The 18,425-nt window shown below is 34.5% G+C and carries 16 protein-coding genes; 12 read left to right on the top strand and 4 right to left on the bottom strand.

All coding sequences use genetic code 11. The features are described from left to right. Together AC3ITQ_RS05590 and AC3ITQ_RS05585 are read right to left on the bottom strand one after the other, a co-directional pair. Window positions 1-2,055 carry a transketolase family protein gene (locus tag AC3ITQ_RS05590; protein WP_489237172.1) on the bottom strand — a complete coding sequence of 685 codons (2,055 nt, stop codon included), beginning with the start codon at window positions 2,053-2,055 and terminating at the stop codon, window positions 1-3. Window positions 2,056-2,316: 261 nt separating this feature from the next. Beyond that, a complete protein-coding gene (locus AC3ITQ_RS05585; protein WP_489237170.1) occupies window positions 2,317-3,315 on the bottom strand; it encodes a GntR family transcriptional regulator in 999 nt (332 codons plus the stop codon). A gap of 102 nt (window positions 3,316-3,417) precedes the next feature. Here AC3ITQ_RS05585 and AC3ITQ_RS05580 point away from each other — a divergent pair, with 102 nt between their 5' ends. The 4 genes from AC3ITQ_RS05580 to AC3ITQ_RS05565 all read left to right on the top strand — a co-directional run bounded on the left by AC3ITQ_RS05580 (window position 3,418) and on the right by AC3ITQ_RS05565 (window position 8,729). Further along, window positions 3,418-4,473, top strand: a complete 1,056-nt coding sequence (locus AC3ITQ_RS05580; RefSeq protein WP_489237168.1) for an aldose epimerase family protein — start codon at window positions 3,418-3,420, stop codon at window positions 4,471-4,473. Between the two features lie 78 nt (window positions 4,474-4,551). After that, entirely contained in the window at window positions 4,552-5,712 is a 1,161-nt protein-coding gene (galK, locus tag AC3ITQ_RS05575) for a galactokinase (RefSeq protein ID WP_489237166.1), read from the top strand. Window positions 5,713-5,730: 18 nt separating this feature from the next. Continuing rightward, on the top strand, window positions 5,731-6,810 hold the full coding sequence (locus AC3ITQ_RS05570; RefSeq protein ID WP_489237163.1) for a UDP-glucose--hexose-1-phosphate uridylyltransferase: 1,080 nt from the start codon (window positions 5,731-5,733) through the stop codon (window positions 6,808-6,810). 233 nt (window positions 6,811-7,043) lie between these two features. Continuing rightward, window positions 7,044-8,729, top strand: coding sequence for a sodium/sugar symporter (locus tag AC3ITQ_RS05565; RefSeq protein ID WP_489237161.1), 1,686 nt, complete (start codon window positions 7,044-7,046; stop codon window positions 8,727-8,729). 128 nt (window positions 8,730-8,857) lie between these two features. On the opposite strand, the gene AC3ITQ_RS05560 is transcribed toward AC3ITQ_RS05565, so the two are convergent. Further along, window positions 8,858-9,433, bottom strand: coding sequence for a DUF6624 domain-containing protein (locus AC3ITQ_RS05560; RefSeq protein WP_139256987.1), 576 nt, complete (start codon window positions 9,431-9,433; stop codon window positions 8,858-8,860). A gap of 60 nt (window positions 9,434-9,493) precedes the next feature. Then, on the bottom strand, window positions 9,494-10,744 hold the full coding sequence (locus tag AC3ITQ_RS05555; protein WP_489237158.1) for an NAD(P)/FAD-dependent oxidoreductase: 1,251 nt from the start codon (window positions 10,742-10,744) through the stop codon (window positions 9,494-9,496). Window positions 10,745-10,845: 101 nt separating this feature from the next. Here AC3ITQ_RS05555 and flxA point away from each other — a divergent pair, with 101 nt between their 5' ends. The 8 genes from flxA (at window position 10,846) to AC3ITQ_RS05515 (ending at window position 18,425) form a co-directional block, all read left to right on the top strand. Continuing rightward, complete coding sequence (gene flxA, locus AC3ITQ_RS05550) at window positions 10,846-12,366, top strand: flexirubin biosynthesis tyrosine ammonia-lyase FlxA (protein WP_489237156.1); 1,521 nt, start codon at window positions 10,846-10,848, stop codon at window positions 12,364-12,366. Window positions 12,367-12,404: 38 nt separating this feature from the next. After that, on the top strand, window positions 12,405-13,631 hold the full coding sequence (locus AC3ITQ_RS05545) for a WG repeat-containing protein (protein WP_489237154.1): 1,227 nt from the start codon (window positions 12,405-12,407) through the stop codon (window positions 13,629-13,631). A gap of 38 nt (window positions 13,632-13,669) precedes the next feature. Then, on the top strand, window positions 13,670-14,401 hold the full coding sequence (gene flxB / locus AC3ITQ_RS05540) for a flexirubin biosynthesis SDR family reductase FlxB (RefSeq protein WP_489237153.1): 732 nt from the start codon (window positions 13,670-13,672) through the stop codon (window positions 14,399-14,401). Window positions 14,402-14,428: 27 nt separating this feature from the next. Then, complete coding sequence (locus AC3ITQ_RS05535; RefSeq protein WP_489237151.1) at window positions 14,429-14,767, top strand: hypothetical protein; 339 nt, start codon at window positions 14,429-14,431, stop codon at window positions 14,765-14,767. Window positions 14,768-14,855: 88 nt separating this feature from the next. After that, window positions 14,856-16,091, top strand: a complete 1,236-nt coding sequence (locus AC3ITQ_RS05530) for a beta-ketoacyl-[acyl-carrier-protein] synthase family protein (RefSeq protein WP_489237150.1) — start codon at window positions 14,856-14,858, stop codon at window positions 16,089-16,091. Further along, on the top strand, window positions 16,084-16,338 hold the full coding sequence (locus AC3ITQ_RS05525) for an acyl carrier protein (protein WP_026982485.1): 255 nt from the start codon (window positions 16,084-16,086) through the stop codon (window positions 16,336-16,338). The genes AC3ITQ_RS05530 and AC3ITQ_RS05525 overlap by 8 nt, the downstream gene beginning before the upstream one ends. Further along, window positions 16,338-17,216 (top strand): lysophospholipid acyltransferase family protein, encoded by an 879-nt coding sequence (locus AC3ITQ_RS05520; RefSeq protein WP_489237149.1) that lies wholly within the window; start codon window positions 16,338-16,340, stop codon window positions 17,214-17,216. Before AC3ITQ_RS05525 ends, AC3ITQ_RS05520 begins: the two co-directional genes overlap by 1 nt. A 306-nt stretch (window positions 17,217-17,522) precedes the next feature. Further along, window positions 17,523-18,425, top strand: coding sequence for an NADPH-dependent FMN reductase family protein (locus tag AC3ITQ_RS05515; protein WP_489237148.1), 903 nt, complete (start codon window positions 17,523-17,525; stop codon window positions 18,423-18,425).

The following is an 18,425-nucleotide window of genomic DNA, read 5'->3' as shown; positions in this document are numbered from 1 at the left end:
TTATTTTGAAATGTTATAATTATTCTGCTCTAAATATTTGATAATCTCTTCGCAGGCATTTTTACTTGTAAATCCGAATTTCTGATCCAAAACTGAAGCCGGAGCTGAGTATCCAAAATGATCCAATCCGAAAACTTTTCCTTTGCTTCCCACTAAATTTTCCAGGTTAACCGGAAGTCCTGCCGTAAGGCCGAAAACCAGTTGATTATGCGGAATAACACTTTCCTGATACGCTTTTGGCTGCGATCTGAAAAGTCCTTCTGAAATTATAGAAGCAACATTTATTTTTATTTTAATGATGTGTTCCAACTCTTCTGCAGCTTCAATAAGTGTCGCTACTTCAGATCCATTGGCAACTAAAGTAATCACAGGATCTTCACTTGATTTTACTAAATACCCTCCTTTTTTGGCATTTAACGCATCTTCAAATCTTGAGTTCCCAATTGCTGGAATAGAAGTAATTTCTTGTCTGGAAAGAATTAAACCTGTTGGTGTTTTCTTGTTTTCCAGCGCCATTTGCCAGGCAACAGATGTTTCAATAGCATCAGCAGGACGAAGCGCTAATAAACTTTGATCGCCAGAATGGTTTTTAATTTTTTCTAACAATCGAATTTGTGCTTCCTGCTCAATTGGCTGATGTGTTGGTCCGTCTTCACCAACGCGGAAGGAATCATGTGTCCATACATATTTTACCGGCAATTCCTGAATGGCTGCCAAACGAATAGCCGGCTTCATATAATCAGAAAAAACAAAAAAGGTCGCCACTACCGGAATTACACCACCGTGAAGTGCGATTCCGTTCCCAATTGAAGCCATTGTTAATTCAGCTACTCCTGCCTGTAAAAAGGCTCCGCTAAAATCATTTTTCTTCAAAACGGATGATTTTTTTAGGAAACCATCTGTTTTATCACTGTTGGATAAATCGGCAGAAGAAACAATCATGTTTTCTACATTTTCAGCCAGATATCCTAAAACTGCCGCAGAGGCATCTCTTGTTGCTGCATTTGCTTTTTGAGCAATTGAACCGAAATCTAAAGCTGGCAAATCGCCATTAAAAAACTGTTTTATCTTTTGAGACGCTTCAGGATTTTGAGCTTCCCAAGTCGAAAATTTTGCTTTTCTTTCAGCAGATTCTGCCGTTTTCTGATCTAAAATAGTTTTGTAGTGCGCTTCAACTTCTTTATAAATAGCAAATGAATCTTCAGGATTTGCTCCCAGGTTCAATAATGTTTTTTCAAAATCAGCTTTAGTGCCTCCAATTGGTTTTCCGTGAAGTTCGCATTGTCCTTCGTACATTGTTCCATCAGCAGTTACACAACCTTTCCCCATAATGGTTCTTCCAATAATTAGGGTCGGTTTTTCTGTTTCGTTATGCGCATCAGTCAAAGCTTTACGAATCTGAGCGTGATCATGCCCATCAATTGTAACCACTTTCCAACCCCATGATTCATACTTCATAGCGGTATTTTCTGTCGTTACCTCATCGGTCATAGACGAAAGCTGCACATCATTTGAGTCGTAAAACATGATGAAATTATTCAGTCCCAAATGTCCGGCAATACGTCCGGCACCTTGAGAAATTTCTTCCTGAACACCCCCGTCTGTTATGAATCCGTAAATTTTATGATCGAATAAATTCTCAAATCTTGCCGACAGAAATTTTGCTGCAATTGCCGCTCCAACTCCCATCGCGTGTCCCTGACCCAGTGGTCCGGAAGTATTTTCAATTCCTCTTTTTACATCAACCTCAGGATGTCCTGGAGTTACAGAACCCCATTGTCTGAAGTTTTGAAGATCTGTTTTTTCGAAATTTCCTAACAAATAATATTGGGCATACATTAGTGCCGAAAGGTGGCCAGCATCCATAAAAAAACGATCTCTAAAAATCCAGTGCATATCACTCGGATCGTATTTTAAATATTCAGTATATAAAATATGCATGAAATCAGCACCTCCCATGGCGCCCCCAGGATGGCCTGAATTCGCTTTTTCAACCATCGAAATGGCTAAAGCACGAATATTATTTGCGGCTAATTGATCAATTTTGTTGTTCATTTTTAAATATTCTAAGTGGTTTGTGGTTAACAGCGGTTTTAAAATTTGCTTCGCAGTATTACGAAAAGAAAAAAATCCATTCCATTAAAATCAAAACAAATAATAAGTGTAAAATTTACATTTGCAAATGTAAATAAAAAATGATCAGGAAAACAAAAAATTATATCCTTATTTTTTTTACTAATAAATTATGCATTTAATAACCAAAAATAAGTTTAATTATGATTTGATTAGCGTTTAGTCAAAAAGACAAAAGAAAAACTACAAAGAATTTCGCATAATAAGTGCCGACTTATTTTCGATTTGCACATTGTTTCCTTTAATAACCATCTCGGCTAATATTTTACCCATCATTTCAAAATGGGTTGAAATAGTACTAATACCGTTGGCTACCACTTTTTTCAAAGGTGTTTCGTTATAAGATATGATTCCAAAATCAGTACCTAATTTCAAATTCTGATTTCTTGCATTTTCAATTACACGAACCAGATCACGGTCATTCGGAATAATATATAAATCTCCTAAAGTAATTTCGCGGTCGGTAAATTCGGTTATAATTTCAGACTCAAAATGATACTCGGAACAAAAAGCTTCAAACCCTAATTTCATTCCGAGCGGTTCTCTAAATCCCGGGAAAATTAAAATCAATTTTTTGTATTTGCCTACCCTTGCTTTTCCTTTTACTAATCCTTCAAAAATGTCCTTTTCATGATTTTGATAAATCGCCGGATATGATTTTAAATCAGGATTGGTCTGGTCCAAAATAATAACATCATTCACTGGTAGGGTTTTTATCAAATTGACTATATCGTTTAAATTGGTCGGCATGATAATGTATTTCGTATAATTTCCATTACTGTCATTTATCAGTTTTTGAAATACCTGAAAATTGAAATGATGAAAGAAAATATCGACCTGAACATTTTTTCCAATGTTTTTTAAAAATGAATTATAGATGTCTTCCTTGAAAATATTCAATTCATCAAAAAGCAAAAATATCTTCTGTTTTATAGCAATTTCAGTGCTTTTGACGTAATATCCTTTACCTGGAATTGCGTAAATAATTCCTCTTTTTTTCAATTCGTCGTATCCCAGCAAAACAGTATCGCGCGACAAAGAAAAAGCCAGACAAACTTTATTAACAGATGGAAGTCGGTCACCTTTTACCAATTTACCTTCTTCTATCGCTTTTTCAATTGAAAGAATAATCTGTTTATATTTTGGCAAACCGAGATTATTTTGGATAGAAATTATGTTCATGAAAAATAGATTTTTTGCGCAATATACAAAAAACTGGTAGGTACTGGTATGTAAACGTAAAGAATGTTTCTATTTTTGAATTTCACTTTTGGTAAAAATAATATGGAAATAAAACACATATCGCATTTTGAAGATCAGTCTGATTGCAAATTATTTGGTTTAATGCCTGATAACGAAGAAATTCATTCTTTTGAATTGACAAATAAAATCGGAATGAAAGTGCAGCTTATTAATTATGGTGCAACGGTTACTTCTTTAAAAGTTCCAACATCAAACGGAAAACTGGTAGATGTTGTTTTGGGTTTTGATTCTTTAGAATCTTATTTATCTTCTTATAATTTACCAAGTGCGCCTTATTTCGGAACCACAGTGGGCCGTTACGCAGGAAGAATCAGCAAAGGAACTTTCACTTTAAATGATGAAACATTTCAGCTTGTTGGTAATAATAATGGAAATACTTTACACGGTGGGAATATAGGTTTTGGAAGAAGAGTGTGGAATGTAAATGATATTACTGGTGGAGAAAATCCATCTATAACTTTTGGACTTTTAAGCGAGGATTCAGACGAAAATTTCCCCGGAGAATTACACGTTTATCTGACTTATACTTTAACAGAGAAAAATGAATTAAAGCTGGAATACAAAGCGACTACCACAAAAGATACCGTAATTAATTTAACCCATCACAGTTATTTTAATCTTGACGGACACGATACTGCAGTCTTAGATCAGCAAATGTATATCGATGCTGATAAAATGTTAGAAACAGATGCTGAAGGTATTCCAACAGGGAAATTCACGGATCTTTCTAATCATAATTTCGATTTCAGAACAGCTAAAAACTGTCCTTCTTCTATTGACAATTCTTTTGTAATTGATTCAAAAGATAAGATTGCTGCTCAATTGTTCAGTGAGAAAAATAATTTGAAAATGGAAGTCTATACAGATCAGCCAAGTGTACATATATATGTAGGCGGAAATTGTTTTGATATCCTTCAGGGAAAAGAAAACACAAAATATCATACGACCAGCGGAATTTGTTTTGAAACTCAAAATTTTCCGGACGCACCAAATCAGGCACATTTCCCGAATTCAGTTTTGAAAAAAGGTTCAGAATACCATCAAACAACAGTTTATAAATTTGATCGCATCAATTAATTAGCTTAAACTATATTTTATCTGATTCTTATGATTTTTCATTCGAATTAAAGACAACACTATTACAATTACAAAATAATGAATGACATTTTAATACAAAACACCTCAGCCTTTTTTGAGAAATCGTTCGGATCTGTTCCTCAAAAAATTGTGCTTTCTCCAGGAAGAATCAATATTATTGGAGAACATATTGATTATAACGACGGTTACGTTTTACCGGCCGCAATTGATAAAGTAATTTGCTTTGCTTTTGAGAAAAACAACACTCAAAAATCTAAAATAATCGCCATCGATTTAAATGAAGAATTTGAACTTGATTTAAATGAAACAATTCAACTAAGCGATGTCGTTTGGACCAACTACATTCGTGGCGTTGTAAAACAACTTCAGGACAACGGATTTTCATTTGAAGGTTTCAATTGTGTTTTCAGCAGTAATATTCCGGTTGGTTCTGGTTTGTCTTCTTCGGCAGCTTTGGAGTGCGGAACACTTTTCGGCATCAAAGAGCTTTTCGATTTAAAAATTGAAAAAGTGGATATCGCCTTAATGGGGCAAAAAGCAGAACATTGGGTAGGAATCAATTGCGGAATTATGGATCAGTTTTCAAGCGTTCATGGACTTGAAAACAAAGTAATAAAATTGGATTGCAATACTTTGGAATTTGAATATCACGATGCCGACTTCAAAGATTACTCTGTTATTTTATTTGATAGTAATGTAAAACATTCTCTTTTTACCTCTGAATACAATACAAGAAGATTAGAATGTGAGGAAGGATTATCAATTATAAAGAATCATTTTCCGGAAGTAAAAAGTTTCAGAGATTGTTCTGAAGCACAACTTTTAAGTATTCAGGATCAATTTTCTCCGGTTGTTTTCAAGAGAGTTCATTTTGTGGTTAAAGAAATTAACCGTGTTATTAAGGCATGTGAGGCTTTAGACAATGGAAATATAGAACTTTTAGGACAATTACTTTTTGAGACGCATTACGGTTTATCTCAGGAATATGAGGTAAGTTGTGCCGAGTTAGATATGCTTGTAGATACCGCAAAAGCTGACGATGCCGTTATTGGAGCACGTGTGATGGGTGGAGGATTTGGTGGTTGTACCATAAATTTAGTTAAAAAAGGAAATGAAAATGAGGTAAAACGTAAATTTTCAAAACTTTATTTAGATACATTTGGAATTGAATTAAAATTCTATGATGTAAAAATCTCAAACGGAACAACATTACTTTAATACCTCAACCAGAATACAATGAAAAATTTTGACATTAACGAAGACCCTCACAGACGCTTCAATCCCTTACTTAACGAATGGGTATTAGTTTCACCGCATCGCGCAAAACGCCCTTGGCAGGGACAAAATGAAACAATTGCCACTGAAGCTTTACCAAAATACGATCCAACTTGTTATTTATGTCCAGGGAATGTTCGTGCCAACGGTGTGAATAATCCTAAATATGATAGCAGTTTTGTTTTTGAAAATGATTTTGCCGCCATGAAGCAGGAAGAAATTATTTTTGAAGAAGACATTAAACATACCTTTTTTAAAGCAAAACCAGAACAGGGAATTTCAAGAGTGGTTTGCTTTTCGCCAAGACATGATCTTACGTTACCGGAAATGGATCTTGACGGAATTGAGAACATTATTAGAACCTGGCAAAAAGAATATACTGATTTAGGAAGTATAAAATACATTAATCACGTTCAAATTTTTGAAAACAAAGGAAGCGTTATGGGTTGCAGCAACCCGCATCCACATGGACAAATATGGGCGCAATCATCATTGCCAACACAGGTTGAAAAAACGCATCACAACCTAAAAGCCTATTTTGATAAAAACAAAAGAACGCTTCTTCAAGATTATCTTCAGGCCGAATTAAAAGCAGGAAGCCGTATTGTAATCGAAAACGATGATTTTGTGGCATTAGTTCCTTTCTGGGCAATCTGGCCTTATGAAACGATGATTTTAAGCAAAAGAGCCATCTCAAAAATTACTGATTTTACAGAAGGAGAAGTAAGTTCTTATGCCAAAATCTTAAAGCAGTTAACCATTAAATACGATAATTTATTTAGTACTTCTTTTCCGTATTCATCAGGAATTCATCAGGCACCAACAGATGGTTTAGAACATCCGGAATGGCATTTCCACATGCATTTTTATCCGCCTTTGCTTCGATCTGCAACAGTTAAGAAATTCATGGTTGGTTACGAAATGTTAGGAGAGTCGCAACGTGATATCACACCTGAAAAAAGTGCAGAAATTTTAAGACAACTGCCAGATGTGCATTACAAAAGTAAAGCAGCTGTTAACGAAAAAGTCGAAGCAAAATAAGAGCCTGTTTAAAATTTAACATAATAATTCATTTATAAATGTAAAAAATACATTTGTTCGTGATGTAAATATAGATTTTTATTATACTTTTGGCTTTCGTTCTTATTTTGACAAAAAAATAACACAAATAAAACACATATCCTATTTTTAGTCAGATAAAACCACTAAAAAGCTGATTTTATAATTTATTAAACAATCAATCACCTATACTAATTTTTAAAATACTACTAACAATGAACCAGAACCTTGCTTTCGCAGATTATGCGGTTTTTATTATTTATTTCATCGTAGTCTCGGTCTACGGTTACACAGTTTACCGCAAGCGTAAACAAGACGAACAAGATGCTAAAGCGTACTTTTTGGCTGAAGGAAATTTAACGTGGTGGGCTATTGGAGCTTCGTTAATTGCCTCAAATATTTCAGCTGAGCAATTTATCGGAATGAGCGGTGAAGGTTTCTTCTTAGGAATTGCCGTTGCAGCATACGAATGGCTTGCTGCTATTGCGCTTATTATTGTAGCAGTTTGGTTTATTCCTGTATATCTTAAAAATAAGATTTACACCATGCCTCAATTCTTAAAAACACGTTATAACGAATCTACTGCTTTGATTATGGCAGTTTTCTGGTTGTTTTTATATGTATTTGTAAACTTAACTTCTATCCTTTATTTAGGAGCTGTTGCTATTAATGGTCTTGCCGGTGGAGAATATCTTCACGTTATCATGGTTGGATTGGCTGTATTCGCTTTATTTATCTCTTTAGGAGGAATGAAAGTGGTAGCTTATACTGACGTTATTCAGGTTGCCGTTTTAATCATCGGTGGTTTAGTAACTTCTTATATTGCATTAGTAACTGTTGGAGAAAAGTTAGGAATAAGTAGCAGTGCAATTGAAGGCTTCAAAGTATTAATGACAGAAGCTCCTGAGCATTTCAAAATGATTATTCCAAAACCAACTGCTACTTCATCTCAACTTGAAATCGATAAATATTTGACTTTCCCAGGTTTAATGTCATACCTTGCCGGTATCTGGATTATCAACTTAAACTACTGGGGATGTAACCAATACATTACACAAAGAGCTTTAGGTGCCGACTTGCAAACTGCCCGTACAGGTATTTTATTTGCTGGTATGTTAAAATTATTAATGCCATTAATCGTAATGTTGCCTGGTATTGCTGCTTACGTTTTATATGAAAACGGACATTTACCACAATTAGTTGGAGGAAAAGACGGAGCTTATTCTGCTGTATTGACATTCTTGCCAACTGGTTTAAAAGGACTTTCTGTAGCAGCATTAACTGCTGCAATTGTAGCTTCATTAGCTGGAAAAGTAAACAGTATCTCGACTATTTATACGTTAGATATTCATAAAAAATACATCCAAAAAGAAGCAGGTGAAAAACAACAGGTAAACATTGGTAGAATTGCCGTTTTTGCTGCAATGCTTTTAGCGGTATTATTTACATGGAATGATATTTTAGGAATTGGTGGTGTTGGTGGATTCACTTACATTCAAAAGTATACAGGTTTCATTAGCCCTGGTGTATTTGCTATGTTCTTCCTTGGTATGTTCTGGAAAAGAACTACTGGAACTGCTGCAATTGTGGGTGTAATTTTAGGATTTGTATTGTCAGTATTATTCAATGAATATGCTCCAATCTTATTCGGAAACGAAACATTGTTATACACAGCTTATCCTAACGGAAAAGGTGCATTCGAAATTCCTTTCCACATTTGTATGGGATTATCATTCTTCTTCACTATGTTGGCGATGATCGGAATCAGTTTCGCTGGTCCTAAAGTAAATCCAAAAGCGTTTGAAATTGACGCTGAAATGTTTAAAGTAAAACCACAAACTACAGTTTTAATTGTAATTACATTATTGGTAATTGTGGCTTTATATGTTAAATTCTGGTAGTATAAATTTTTTACTATATTATTTTTTGAAGACAAAAAGAGGATATCAAATTGATATCCTCTTTTTTTTTTCATCGCTTCTCTAGAAAATAAACCTTTCTTGAATGATTAAATTTTTTTCATAATAAATCAATTTCGAAATGAAGCCAAGTAAGTCTTTAAAGAATCTAACCCCACTTCTTTTCTTAATTTCTCAACTTTCTCCGGATATTCTAATTTATAAGGAACCACATCCCAACCACTATATTCCACTTGTGTTCCATAAAATTGAGGCAATCCTTTATTTTTTTTTACTCTATCAAATAAATATGCGTAATTCTGACTTGAAACATCTCCAGCTTTTAATCCCTTCTTCATTTCTTTCAATATTTCTTCTTGAAAATCCACATCATGATCAGAATGCTGGACGATTAACCAAAAATGTTTCCCTGCCACTTCTCCATCCTTTTTATTTCCAGGAAAACCAAAATCTTTATTATACTGTTTAACAACTTCGCAATTTTTTCTTATAACATTATTGAATAAAACATTCATTGAATCAATATATTTCTGATCTTCCAATCTTTTAGGATCCCAATTTTGATATAATTGATCCTTATCAAACATAGCTTTTAATTCTACTTTCATACTATCAGTATATGCTCTGGGAGTAGAGCAAGAACTTAAAACACCTAATAAGCAAACAGAAGCTATAATGCTTTTCATAATTTAGTTTTTTTCATTTAAATATCTTTCTAGTCTGCTAGATTACGATAAAACATATTATTATTCAGCGCTTTGTTCTTTTTGCATATTCAGTAAATAGGCCATATTCTGGATCACATGATCGTGTTTTTTTACAAAAGGATTTTCTTCATTCCAAACATATCCCGCTAATACCGCACAAATTTTTTCTTTTACATCGAGGTTTTCAGGCTGATGAAAAAACAAAGTCTGAAGGTTTCCGGTGTACCATTCTTTCACGTAAGTGGTAAAAACAGCAATTCCCTTTTTCATGTAACCCGTAAATTCGGTTTCCCAATCGACTTCAATTCCCTGCGATTCTTTGATGTATAATTTTGCAGCCAGCATTCCGGATTCGGTCGCAAAAGCAACTCCCGAAGAAAAAACCGGATCTAAGAATTCCGAGCTGTTTCCTGTCAATGCAAAACCATCGCCATACATTCTTTTAACTGCTCTTGAATAATTTTCGAGTTTTACCGGTTCAAATAAAAACTCGGTTCCTTTAAATCTTTTGATATAATAATCCGATTTTTGAATGGCATTTCGCAACGCTTCAGCATTATCTTTATTTTCTGAAAGCGAATTGATGAAATCCGTCGGACCCACAACACCTAAACTGGTGTTTCCATTTGAAAACGGAATAACCCATAACCAAACTTCGGTTTCCAGAATATCAAATGAAATCTGGGTTCCTTCCTCGCCTTCCGGTCTGTTTATATCTTTTACGTGGGTAAATATCGAAGAATGAGGATCTAGTTTTGAAGGCGTATCCAAATCTAAAAGTCTTGGCAAAACACGTCCGTATCCGCTGGAATCAATAATAAACTTAGCGTGAATTTCTTTTAAATTTCCGTCTTTGTCTTTTACAATGGTTTTTGAATTTTTCCCTTCAAAAGAAACTTCCAAAACCTCCGATTCAAATTCTAAGTCAATTCCTTTTCGAACAATCTCCTGCGCCATCGTGTTGTCAAAATCAGCACGTGGTACCTGCCAGGTCCAATCCCAGCCTTCTCCAAATTTCTGACTGAAATCAAAAACACAAATTTCTTCTCCTCTGATAAAGCGAGCGCCCAGTTTTTTCTCAAAATTCATCTCATCAAGACATTCAAAAAGTTCGGCTTCGGCAAAATGATCCATTACCCGCGGAATAAGGCTTTCGCCGACCACAAGTCTTGGAAATTTTGCTTTCTCCACCACCTTTATCTTTATATTATTCTTATGAAGATACGATGCCGAAACGCATCCTGAAGGTCCTGCACCAATCACTAAAACATCAACAAACTCCTTTGTCATAATAAAAATGTTATCGATTATTAACTTACATTTGCCTTCATCAAAATAACTACATTTATTTTGATAAATAAAATTAAATTAGCACAATCAAAACCGATTTGATGAATACAATTAATGAATATTTAAGTTTAGCAGAATTCGAGTCTATCATTTTTGGAAATAATAAAGTCGCGATCAGCGATGTAGTTTTAAATCGAGTAAACGAAAGCTTTAACTTTCTGAAAGAATTTTCAGGAAACAAAGTAATATATGGTGTAAATACTGGTTTTGGACCAATGGCTCAATATAGAATTAAAGAGTCAGACCAAATCCAGCTGCAATATAATTTAATTAGAAGTCACTCTTCAGGAACTGGAAAACCATTAAGTCCCGTTTGTGCAAAAGCGGCAATTTTAGCTCGTTTGAATACGCTTTCCTTAGGAAATTCCGGAGTTCATCCTTCAGTAATCCACTTGATGGCTGAATTAATCAACAGAGATATTACACCTCTTATTTTTGAACACGGCGGCGTTGGTGCGAGCGGCGATTTAGTACAATTATCACACTTGGCTTTGGTCTTAATTGGTGAAGGTGAAGTTTTTTATAAAGGACAAAGAAGACCAACTCCGGAGGTTTTCGAAATTGAAGGTTTAAAACCGATTCAGGTAGAAATCAGAGAAGGTTTGGCTTTGATTAACGGAACTTCGGTTATGACCGGAATTGGTGTTGTCAATGTGCATCACGCCAATAAATTACTAGACTGGTCTTTAAAATGTTCTTGCGCCATCAACGAATTGGTTCAGGCGTATGACGATCATTTTTCTGCAGAATTAAACCAAACCAAACGTCATAAAGGGCAGCAGGAAGTGGCAGAAAGAATGAGAAAAAATCTTTCTGACAGTACTTTAATTCGTAAAAGAGAAGACCATTTATATTCTGGAGAAAACACCGAAGAAATCTTCAAAGAAAAAGTTCAGGAATATTATTCTTTAAGATGTGTACCTCAGATTTTAGGTCCGGTTTTAGAAACAATCAATAATGTAGCTTCTATTTTAGAAGACGAATTTAACTCGGCAAACGACAACCCAATTATCGACGTAAAAAACAAACACGTTTATCACGGAGGTAATTTTCATGGCGATTATATTTCGCTTGAAATGGACAAGTTAAAAATCGTTATTACCAAATTAACGATGCTGGCAGAACGTCAATTGAATTATTTACTGAATTCAAAAATCAACGAAATTCTTCCTCCATTCGTGAATTTAGGAACATTAGGATTTAATTTCGGAATGCAGGGTGTTCAGTTTACTGCAACCTCAACAACGGCCGAAAGCCAAATGTTGTCTAACCCAATGTACGTTCACAGTATTCCGAACAATAATGACAATCAGGATATTGTAAGTATGGGAACAAATGCAGCCGTAATTACATCAAAAGTAATCGAAAATGCATTTGAAGTTTTAAGTATCGAAATGATCACCATTGTTCAGGCAATAGATTATTTAAACCAAAAAGATAAAATTTCATCGGTTACCAAAAAATGGTACGACGATGTTCGCAATATAATTCCGGTATTTAAGGAAGATCAGGTAATGTATCCGTTTGTACAAAAAGTAAAAGATTATCTGATCAACAGTTAAATTTTAATTTTCACATTATTAATATTGAACCTTTAATCATGAAAAAAACACTTATTTTTTTATTTGCATGCTGTATTCAATTTGTTAATAGTCAAGAACTGGCTTTAGTTAAGAAAAATTCTAAAATTGGATATATTTCCAAAAACGGAGATTTTAAAATTGAGCCAAAATACAAATCAGCAAGAAGCTTTTCTGAAGGTTTAGCTGCAGCAGAAGAAAATGGAAAATGGGGATTCATAGATACAAAAGGAACTTTTACAATTCCGGCAACTTTTGATGATGCAAAAGATTTCAACAGCGGTATTGCCATTGTTAAAAAAGGTAAGGAATGGGTTTATATTGATACAAAAGGAGAAATTCAGAAAGCACCAGCTTCTGAAAAATTATTTGATTTTAAAGATGGCGTTGCCTTCTTCAGACAGAATAATAAAGTGGGATTGATAAATCCAAAAATGAACGTAGTTCTGGAACCGAAATACGATCAGATTAAACCTTTTGAAAATGGTTTCGCCAGAGTTGAAAACAATAAAAAATGGGGCATTATTAATACTTCAGGAAAAGAATTAGTAGAGCCTGCTTATGATGAAATAGGCAATTATTTTAAAAATACAACCTGGGCAAGAAAGGATAAAACTTTCGGAATTGTTAGCGAAGGAAAATTTATTCCGGTCGACGGAGCCGAAAAAATCTGGGATTTTGAAACACAGGATTTAACTTTTGCCAAAAAGAACGGAAAAATTGGATTCATTGACTTAAAAGGAAACTGGGTCATTACGCCTATATATGATAAAGCAAAAGCTTTCTCAAAAAATTTAGCTCCGGTTTGCGTGGGTTCAAAATGGGGATACATCAACCCAAAAGCAGAATTTGTAATTGAACCAACTTATAGTGATGCCGAAGTTTTCAGCTCAAACGGACTGGCTCCGGTAAAAGAAAAAAACTGGGGATTCATCAACGAAACTGGAAAAATAATCATCCCCACACAATACGGAATCACGGCAAACGGAATTATAGCCATGTTTGTACAGCAGGATAAAGGATTTATTGGTGGTGTTGCAAGAGTAAAAAACGAAGGAAAATGGGGATTTCTTAACCCTGACGGCACTGTTGTAAGCAATCAATGGTTTGAAAACGCCGAACTATTTTCTCAAACAGAAAAAAAAGAGGCAATCGAAATTGCAGCTGAAAAGCCAAAACAGGAAATAAAACAGGCTAAACCTGCAACCAAAACCGCAGCTAAACCTGCAGTAAAAAAGAAGAAATAACATTTTCTTCAGTAAAAAATAAATTCCATCTATATAATATGAAATGTGTATTAGTAACAGGAGGTTCGAGAGGAATTGGAAGTGCTATTTGTAAAAAACTAGCCGTCGATGCCAATTATCATATTCTGATTAATTATCATTCGAATAAAACAGCTGCCGAAGCAACACTTCAGGAAATACAAAAATTAGGTGCAACCGGAGAAATCTTAGGTTTTGATGTTTCTAATTTTGAAGAAGTTCAAAGCGTTTTAACAAAATGGCAGGAAGCCAATCCTGAAGCACTTGTTGAAGCTATTGTAAATAACGCCGGAATTACAAAAGACGGTCTTTTTATGTGGATGACTCCCGAAGACTGGAACGGAGTGGTAAACACAAGTGTAAACGGGTTTTTTAATGTGACGCAGTTTTTTATTCAAAAAATGCTTCGTAATAAATATGGCAGAATTGTAAATATGGTTTCTGTTTCGGGCGTAAAAGGAACGGCTGGACAAACCAACTATTCAGCTGCAAAAGGCGCCATTGTTGCCGCAACAAAAGCATTAGCTCAGGAAGTTGCTAAACGTAATATTACGGTTAATGCTGTCGCCCCCGGTTTTATCAGAACGGACATGACAAGCCAGCTGGACGAGAAAGAATTATTAAAGCTAATTCCGGTGAATCGTTTTGGCGAAGCCGAAGAAGTAGCAGATTTGGTAAGCTTTTTGATTTCTAAAAAATCAAGCTATATTACCGGCGAAATTATCAATATAAACGGAGGTATTTATTCTTAAAATATAATTCGGAACTAACTTAAAAAGATGAAGATAGCTAAATATGTAATAATCACTTTTTTCTCAATTTTACTTCTATTATTCATTATTACAAGATTAACCAAACCTGAAACGGTAATGATTTTAGGCGAAGAAGTTTCTCTTGAAAATCCCTGGAGAAAAACAACAGAAGATGAAAATTATAAATTTAATCGTTTAACCGATGAATGTGAAGAATTATATATGAAAGATATTGGTCGTGGCGATTTTATTTTAGCATGCCTAAAGAAAAATAAAAGTTGGGATTTTTATTGGGCGATACCCAAAAAGAATGAATTAGTACCTTTGGCTGATGAAATAAAAGAGGAAATTACTCCTCCAAAATAAAATTGATAACGATGGTTTACTATTTCTTAACCAAAAGTTAGATATTAAAAACAATTACACGAGGTTTAAAAAATCACATTAAAAAACGATGAATAAGAGAGTTGTAATTACTGGAATGGGAATTTATTCTTGTATCGGAACTTCTTTAGATGAAGTAAAGGAATCTTTATACAACGGAAAATCTGGTATTCAGTTTGATGCTGATAGAAAAGAATTTGGTTTTCAATCGGCTTTAACGGGCGTTGTTCCAAAGGCAGATTTGAAAAATTTATTGACCCGAAGACAACGTATGAGCATTGGTGAAGAAACCGAGTATGCTTATATGGCAACCATCGAAGCATTGAAAAATGCCAATATCGACGATGCATTTTTTGATGCCCGTGAGGTGGGAATCATGTACGGAAATGATAGTGTTTCTAAAGCCATTATTGATGCTACAGATATTGTTCGTGAGAAAAAAGATACCGCTTTAATAGGATCCGGAGCAATTTTCAAGTCGATGAATTCGACGGTTACAATGAATCTTTCAACCATTTTTAAACTTCGAGGCATCAATTTAACGGTAAGTGCAGCTTGCGCAAGCGGTTCACATTCTATTGGACTAGCTTATTTCTTAATAAAAAGTGGTTTTCAGGATATTATTATTACAGGCGGTGCACAGGAAATCAACAAATATGCGATGAGCAGTTTTGATGGTTTGGGCGTTTTTTCAAACAGAGAAAACGAACCTGCAAAAGCGTCAAGACCTTTTGATTCAGACCGTGATGGGTTAATTCCGTCCGGCGGAGGTGCCACTTTAATTTTGGAAAGTTATGATTCTGCTATTGCCAGAGGTGCCAATATTATTGCAGAAGTAGTAGGTTACGGATTCTCTTCAAACGGCGGCCACATCTCAACACCAAATGTTGAAGGCCCGTCTATAGCCATGCAACGAGCACTTGACGACGCAAAATTAAAAGCAACAGATATCGAATATATTAATGCACATGCCACTTCAACTCCGGTTGGAGACGGAAATGAAGCTAAAGCCATCTTTGAAGTTTTTGGAGAAAAAAATCCGTATGTAAGTTCCACAAAATCAATGACTGGCCACGAATGCTGGATGGCAGGAGCTAGTGAAGTCATTTATTCTATTTTGATGATGCAGCATGATTTCATTGCGCCAAACATCAATTTAGACAATCCGGATGAAGATGCTTCTAAATTAAATTTGGTCAAAACTACTTTAAACAAAAAATTTGACATATTTTTGTCCAATTCTTTCGGTTTCGGAGGAACCAACTCTGCGTTGGTGGTTAAAAAGTTTAAATTGAACAATGAATAAAGAAGAGATTATAACGAGAATTAATGGTTTTTTGGTTGATGAATTTGAAGTAGATAATGATGAAATTGAACCAGATGCTAATTTAAAGGATACACTTGGGTTGGATAGTTTGGATTATGTTGATTTAGTAGTTTCAATTGAATCTAACTTTGGTGTAAAACTAGTTGAAGCTGATTTTGTTGGGATCGCGACTTTTCAAAATTTTTACGACCTTATTGAAACCAAAATAAAAGCAAAAACTGCTTAATGAGTCAATGGGATGGCAAATCAAAAGGAACAGTTTTAGGCTATAGAATATTCGTTTTTTTGATACAAAAAGCGGGTGTAAAGTCTGCTTATGTCTTACTTTATTTTGTTGCTTCTTATTATTTTTTTTTTCTAAAAAAGAGCAATCGCGCTATTTTTTATTATTTTAAAGAAAGGCTCCACTACTCCAATTTCCAGGCAAAAAAAATGGTTTTCAAAAGTTACTACACTTTTGGACAGACTATTATTGACAAAATTTCGATTTCGGCAGGTATGCGAAACAAATTCACTTATGAATTTGACGGCATAGAAATCCTGAAAAAACTTTTGGCCGAGAAAAAAGGCGGGGTTTTAATCAGTGCCCATGTTGGAAATTTTGAAATTGCTGAACACTTTTTAGGCGATATTGATCTTGAATTTCAAATCAATCTGGTTACTACAGACTTAGAACATTCGGCCATTAAAAATTATCTGGAGAGTGTTACCCAAAAACCTACCGTAAAATTCATCATCATCAAAGACGACTTGTCTCATATTTTTGAGATCAACGCCGCACTCGCTAACAACGAATTAGTTTGTTTTACCGGAGATCGTTATTTTGAAGGAACCAAATCGCTTTCAACTGAAATTCTCAGCAAAGAAGCCAACTTCCCCGCAGGACCATTTTTAATTGCTTCAAGATTAAAAGTACCTGTTGTTTTTGTTTATGTAATGAAAGAACCAAATCTTCATTATCATTTGTATGCACGAGAAGCCACCGTAAAACATCGCGATGAAAAAGGATTATTACAGGAATATGTAAAAAGTGTTGAAAGCATTCTGCAAAAATATCCTTTGCAATGGTTTAATTATTTTGATTTTTGGAATGAGTTGAAGTGATAAAAAGGTTGCCACAAATTTCACGAATTTTCACGAATTTTTTTAGCATTAATGCAACATAGCCCGAGGTTTTAACCTTGGGAGACTGATATAGATCGTGGTTACATTTCTTTGCGTCCCAAGGTTAAAACCTCGGGCTATGCTAGATACATTTAATCTAATTTTTTGCACGTTTGATTTTTAATTCGTGAATTACTTCGTCTATTCCCTTAGGTCGGGTCGTGACGAAAAAACATTCCATTAAACAAGAAAATTCGTTTAAATAAATTTACTTATTTTTGTTTGCAACCAAAGCTTCCTAATCAAATGAAAAATGTCCTCGTTATTTTTTATTCTCAATCTGGGCAACTAGAATCGATTGCGCGAAATATTGCGAAACCCTTTTTAAATTCAGAGGATATAAAAGTAACTTTTCACGAAATTCAGTTAGAAAAACCTTTTCCTTTTCCGTGGAATAAAACCACTTTTTTTGATGCTTTTCCGGAATCCTTTTTACAAATTCCCACGGCCTTAAAACCAGTTTCTGAGGAAATTCTAAATACAAAATACGATCTTGTTCTTTTACATTATCAGGTTTGGTATTTATCGCCATCCATCCCGATGAACTCTTTTCTAAAAAGTGCTGAGGCCAAAACCATTCTGAACAACACACCAGTTATTACCATAAACGGATCCCGAAATATGTGGATTATGGCGCAGGAAAAAGTCAAAGTCTTATTACGTGACGTGAATGCAAAATTGGTTGGAAATGTAGCTTTGGTCGATCGTGTTGGAAATTTAATTAGCGTGATTACGATTGTAAACTGGATGTTTTCCGGGGTAAAGAAAAAATATTTAGGCTTTTTTCCATTGCCAGGCGTTTCGGATAAAGACATACAGGAATCGGATAAATTTGGAGAAGTAATGCTTTCCCAATTTAAAGAAAATAATTTAGACGATTTACAGCCAAAATTAGCAGAAATTGGCGCTGTAAAAATCAGTTCATATTTAGTTACCGTAGATAAAACTGCGAATAAAATTTTTAATAAATGGTCTAATATCATTCATAAAAATCAAAAAAACAGAAAAACACTTCTTAAAATATTTTATGTTTATTTATTCTTAGCTATATGGCTAATCTCGCCAATAGTCTATATATTGCATCTTATTACCTATCCATTTAAGTTCAAAAAAATAAAAAAGGAAACTCAATATTATCAGGGAGTTTAG

Source organism: Flavobacterium sp. KH_001, assembly GCF_057840745.1.
This window is presented reverse-complemented; position numbering and strand designations above follow the sequence as displayed.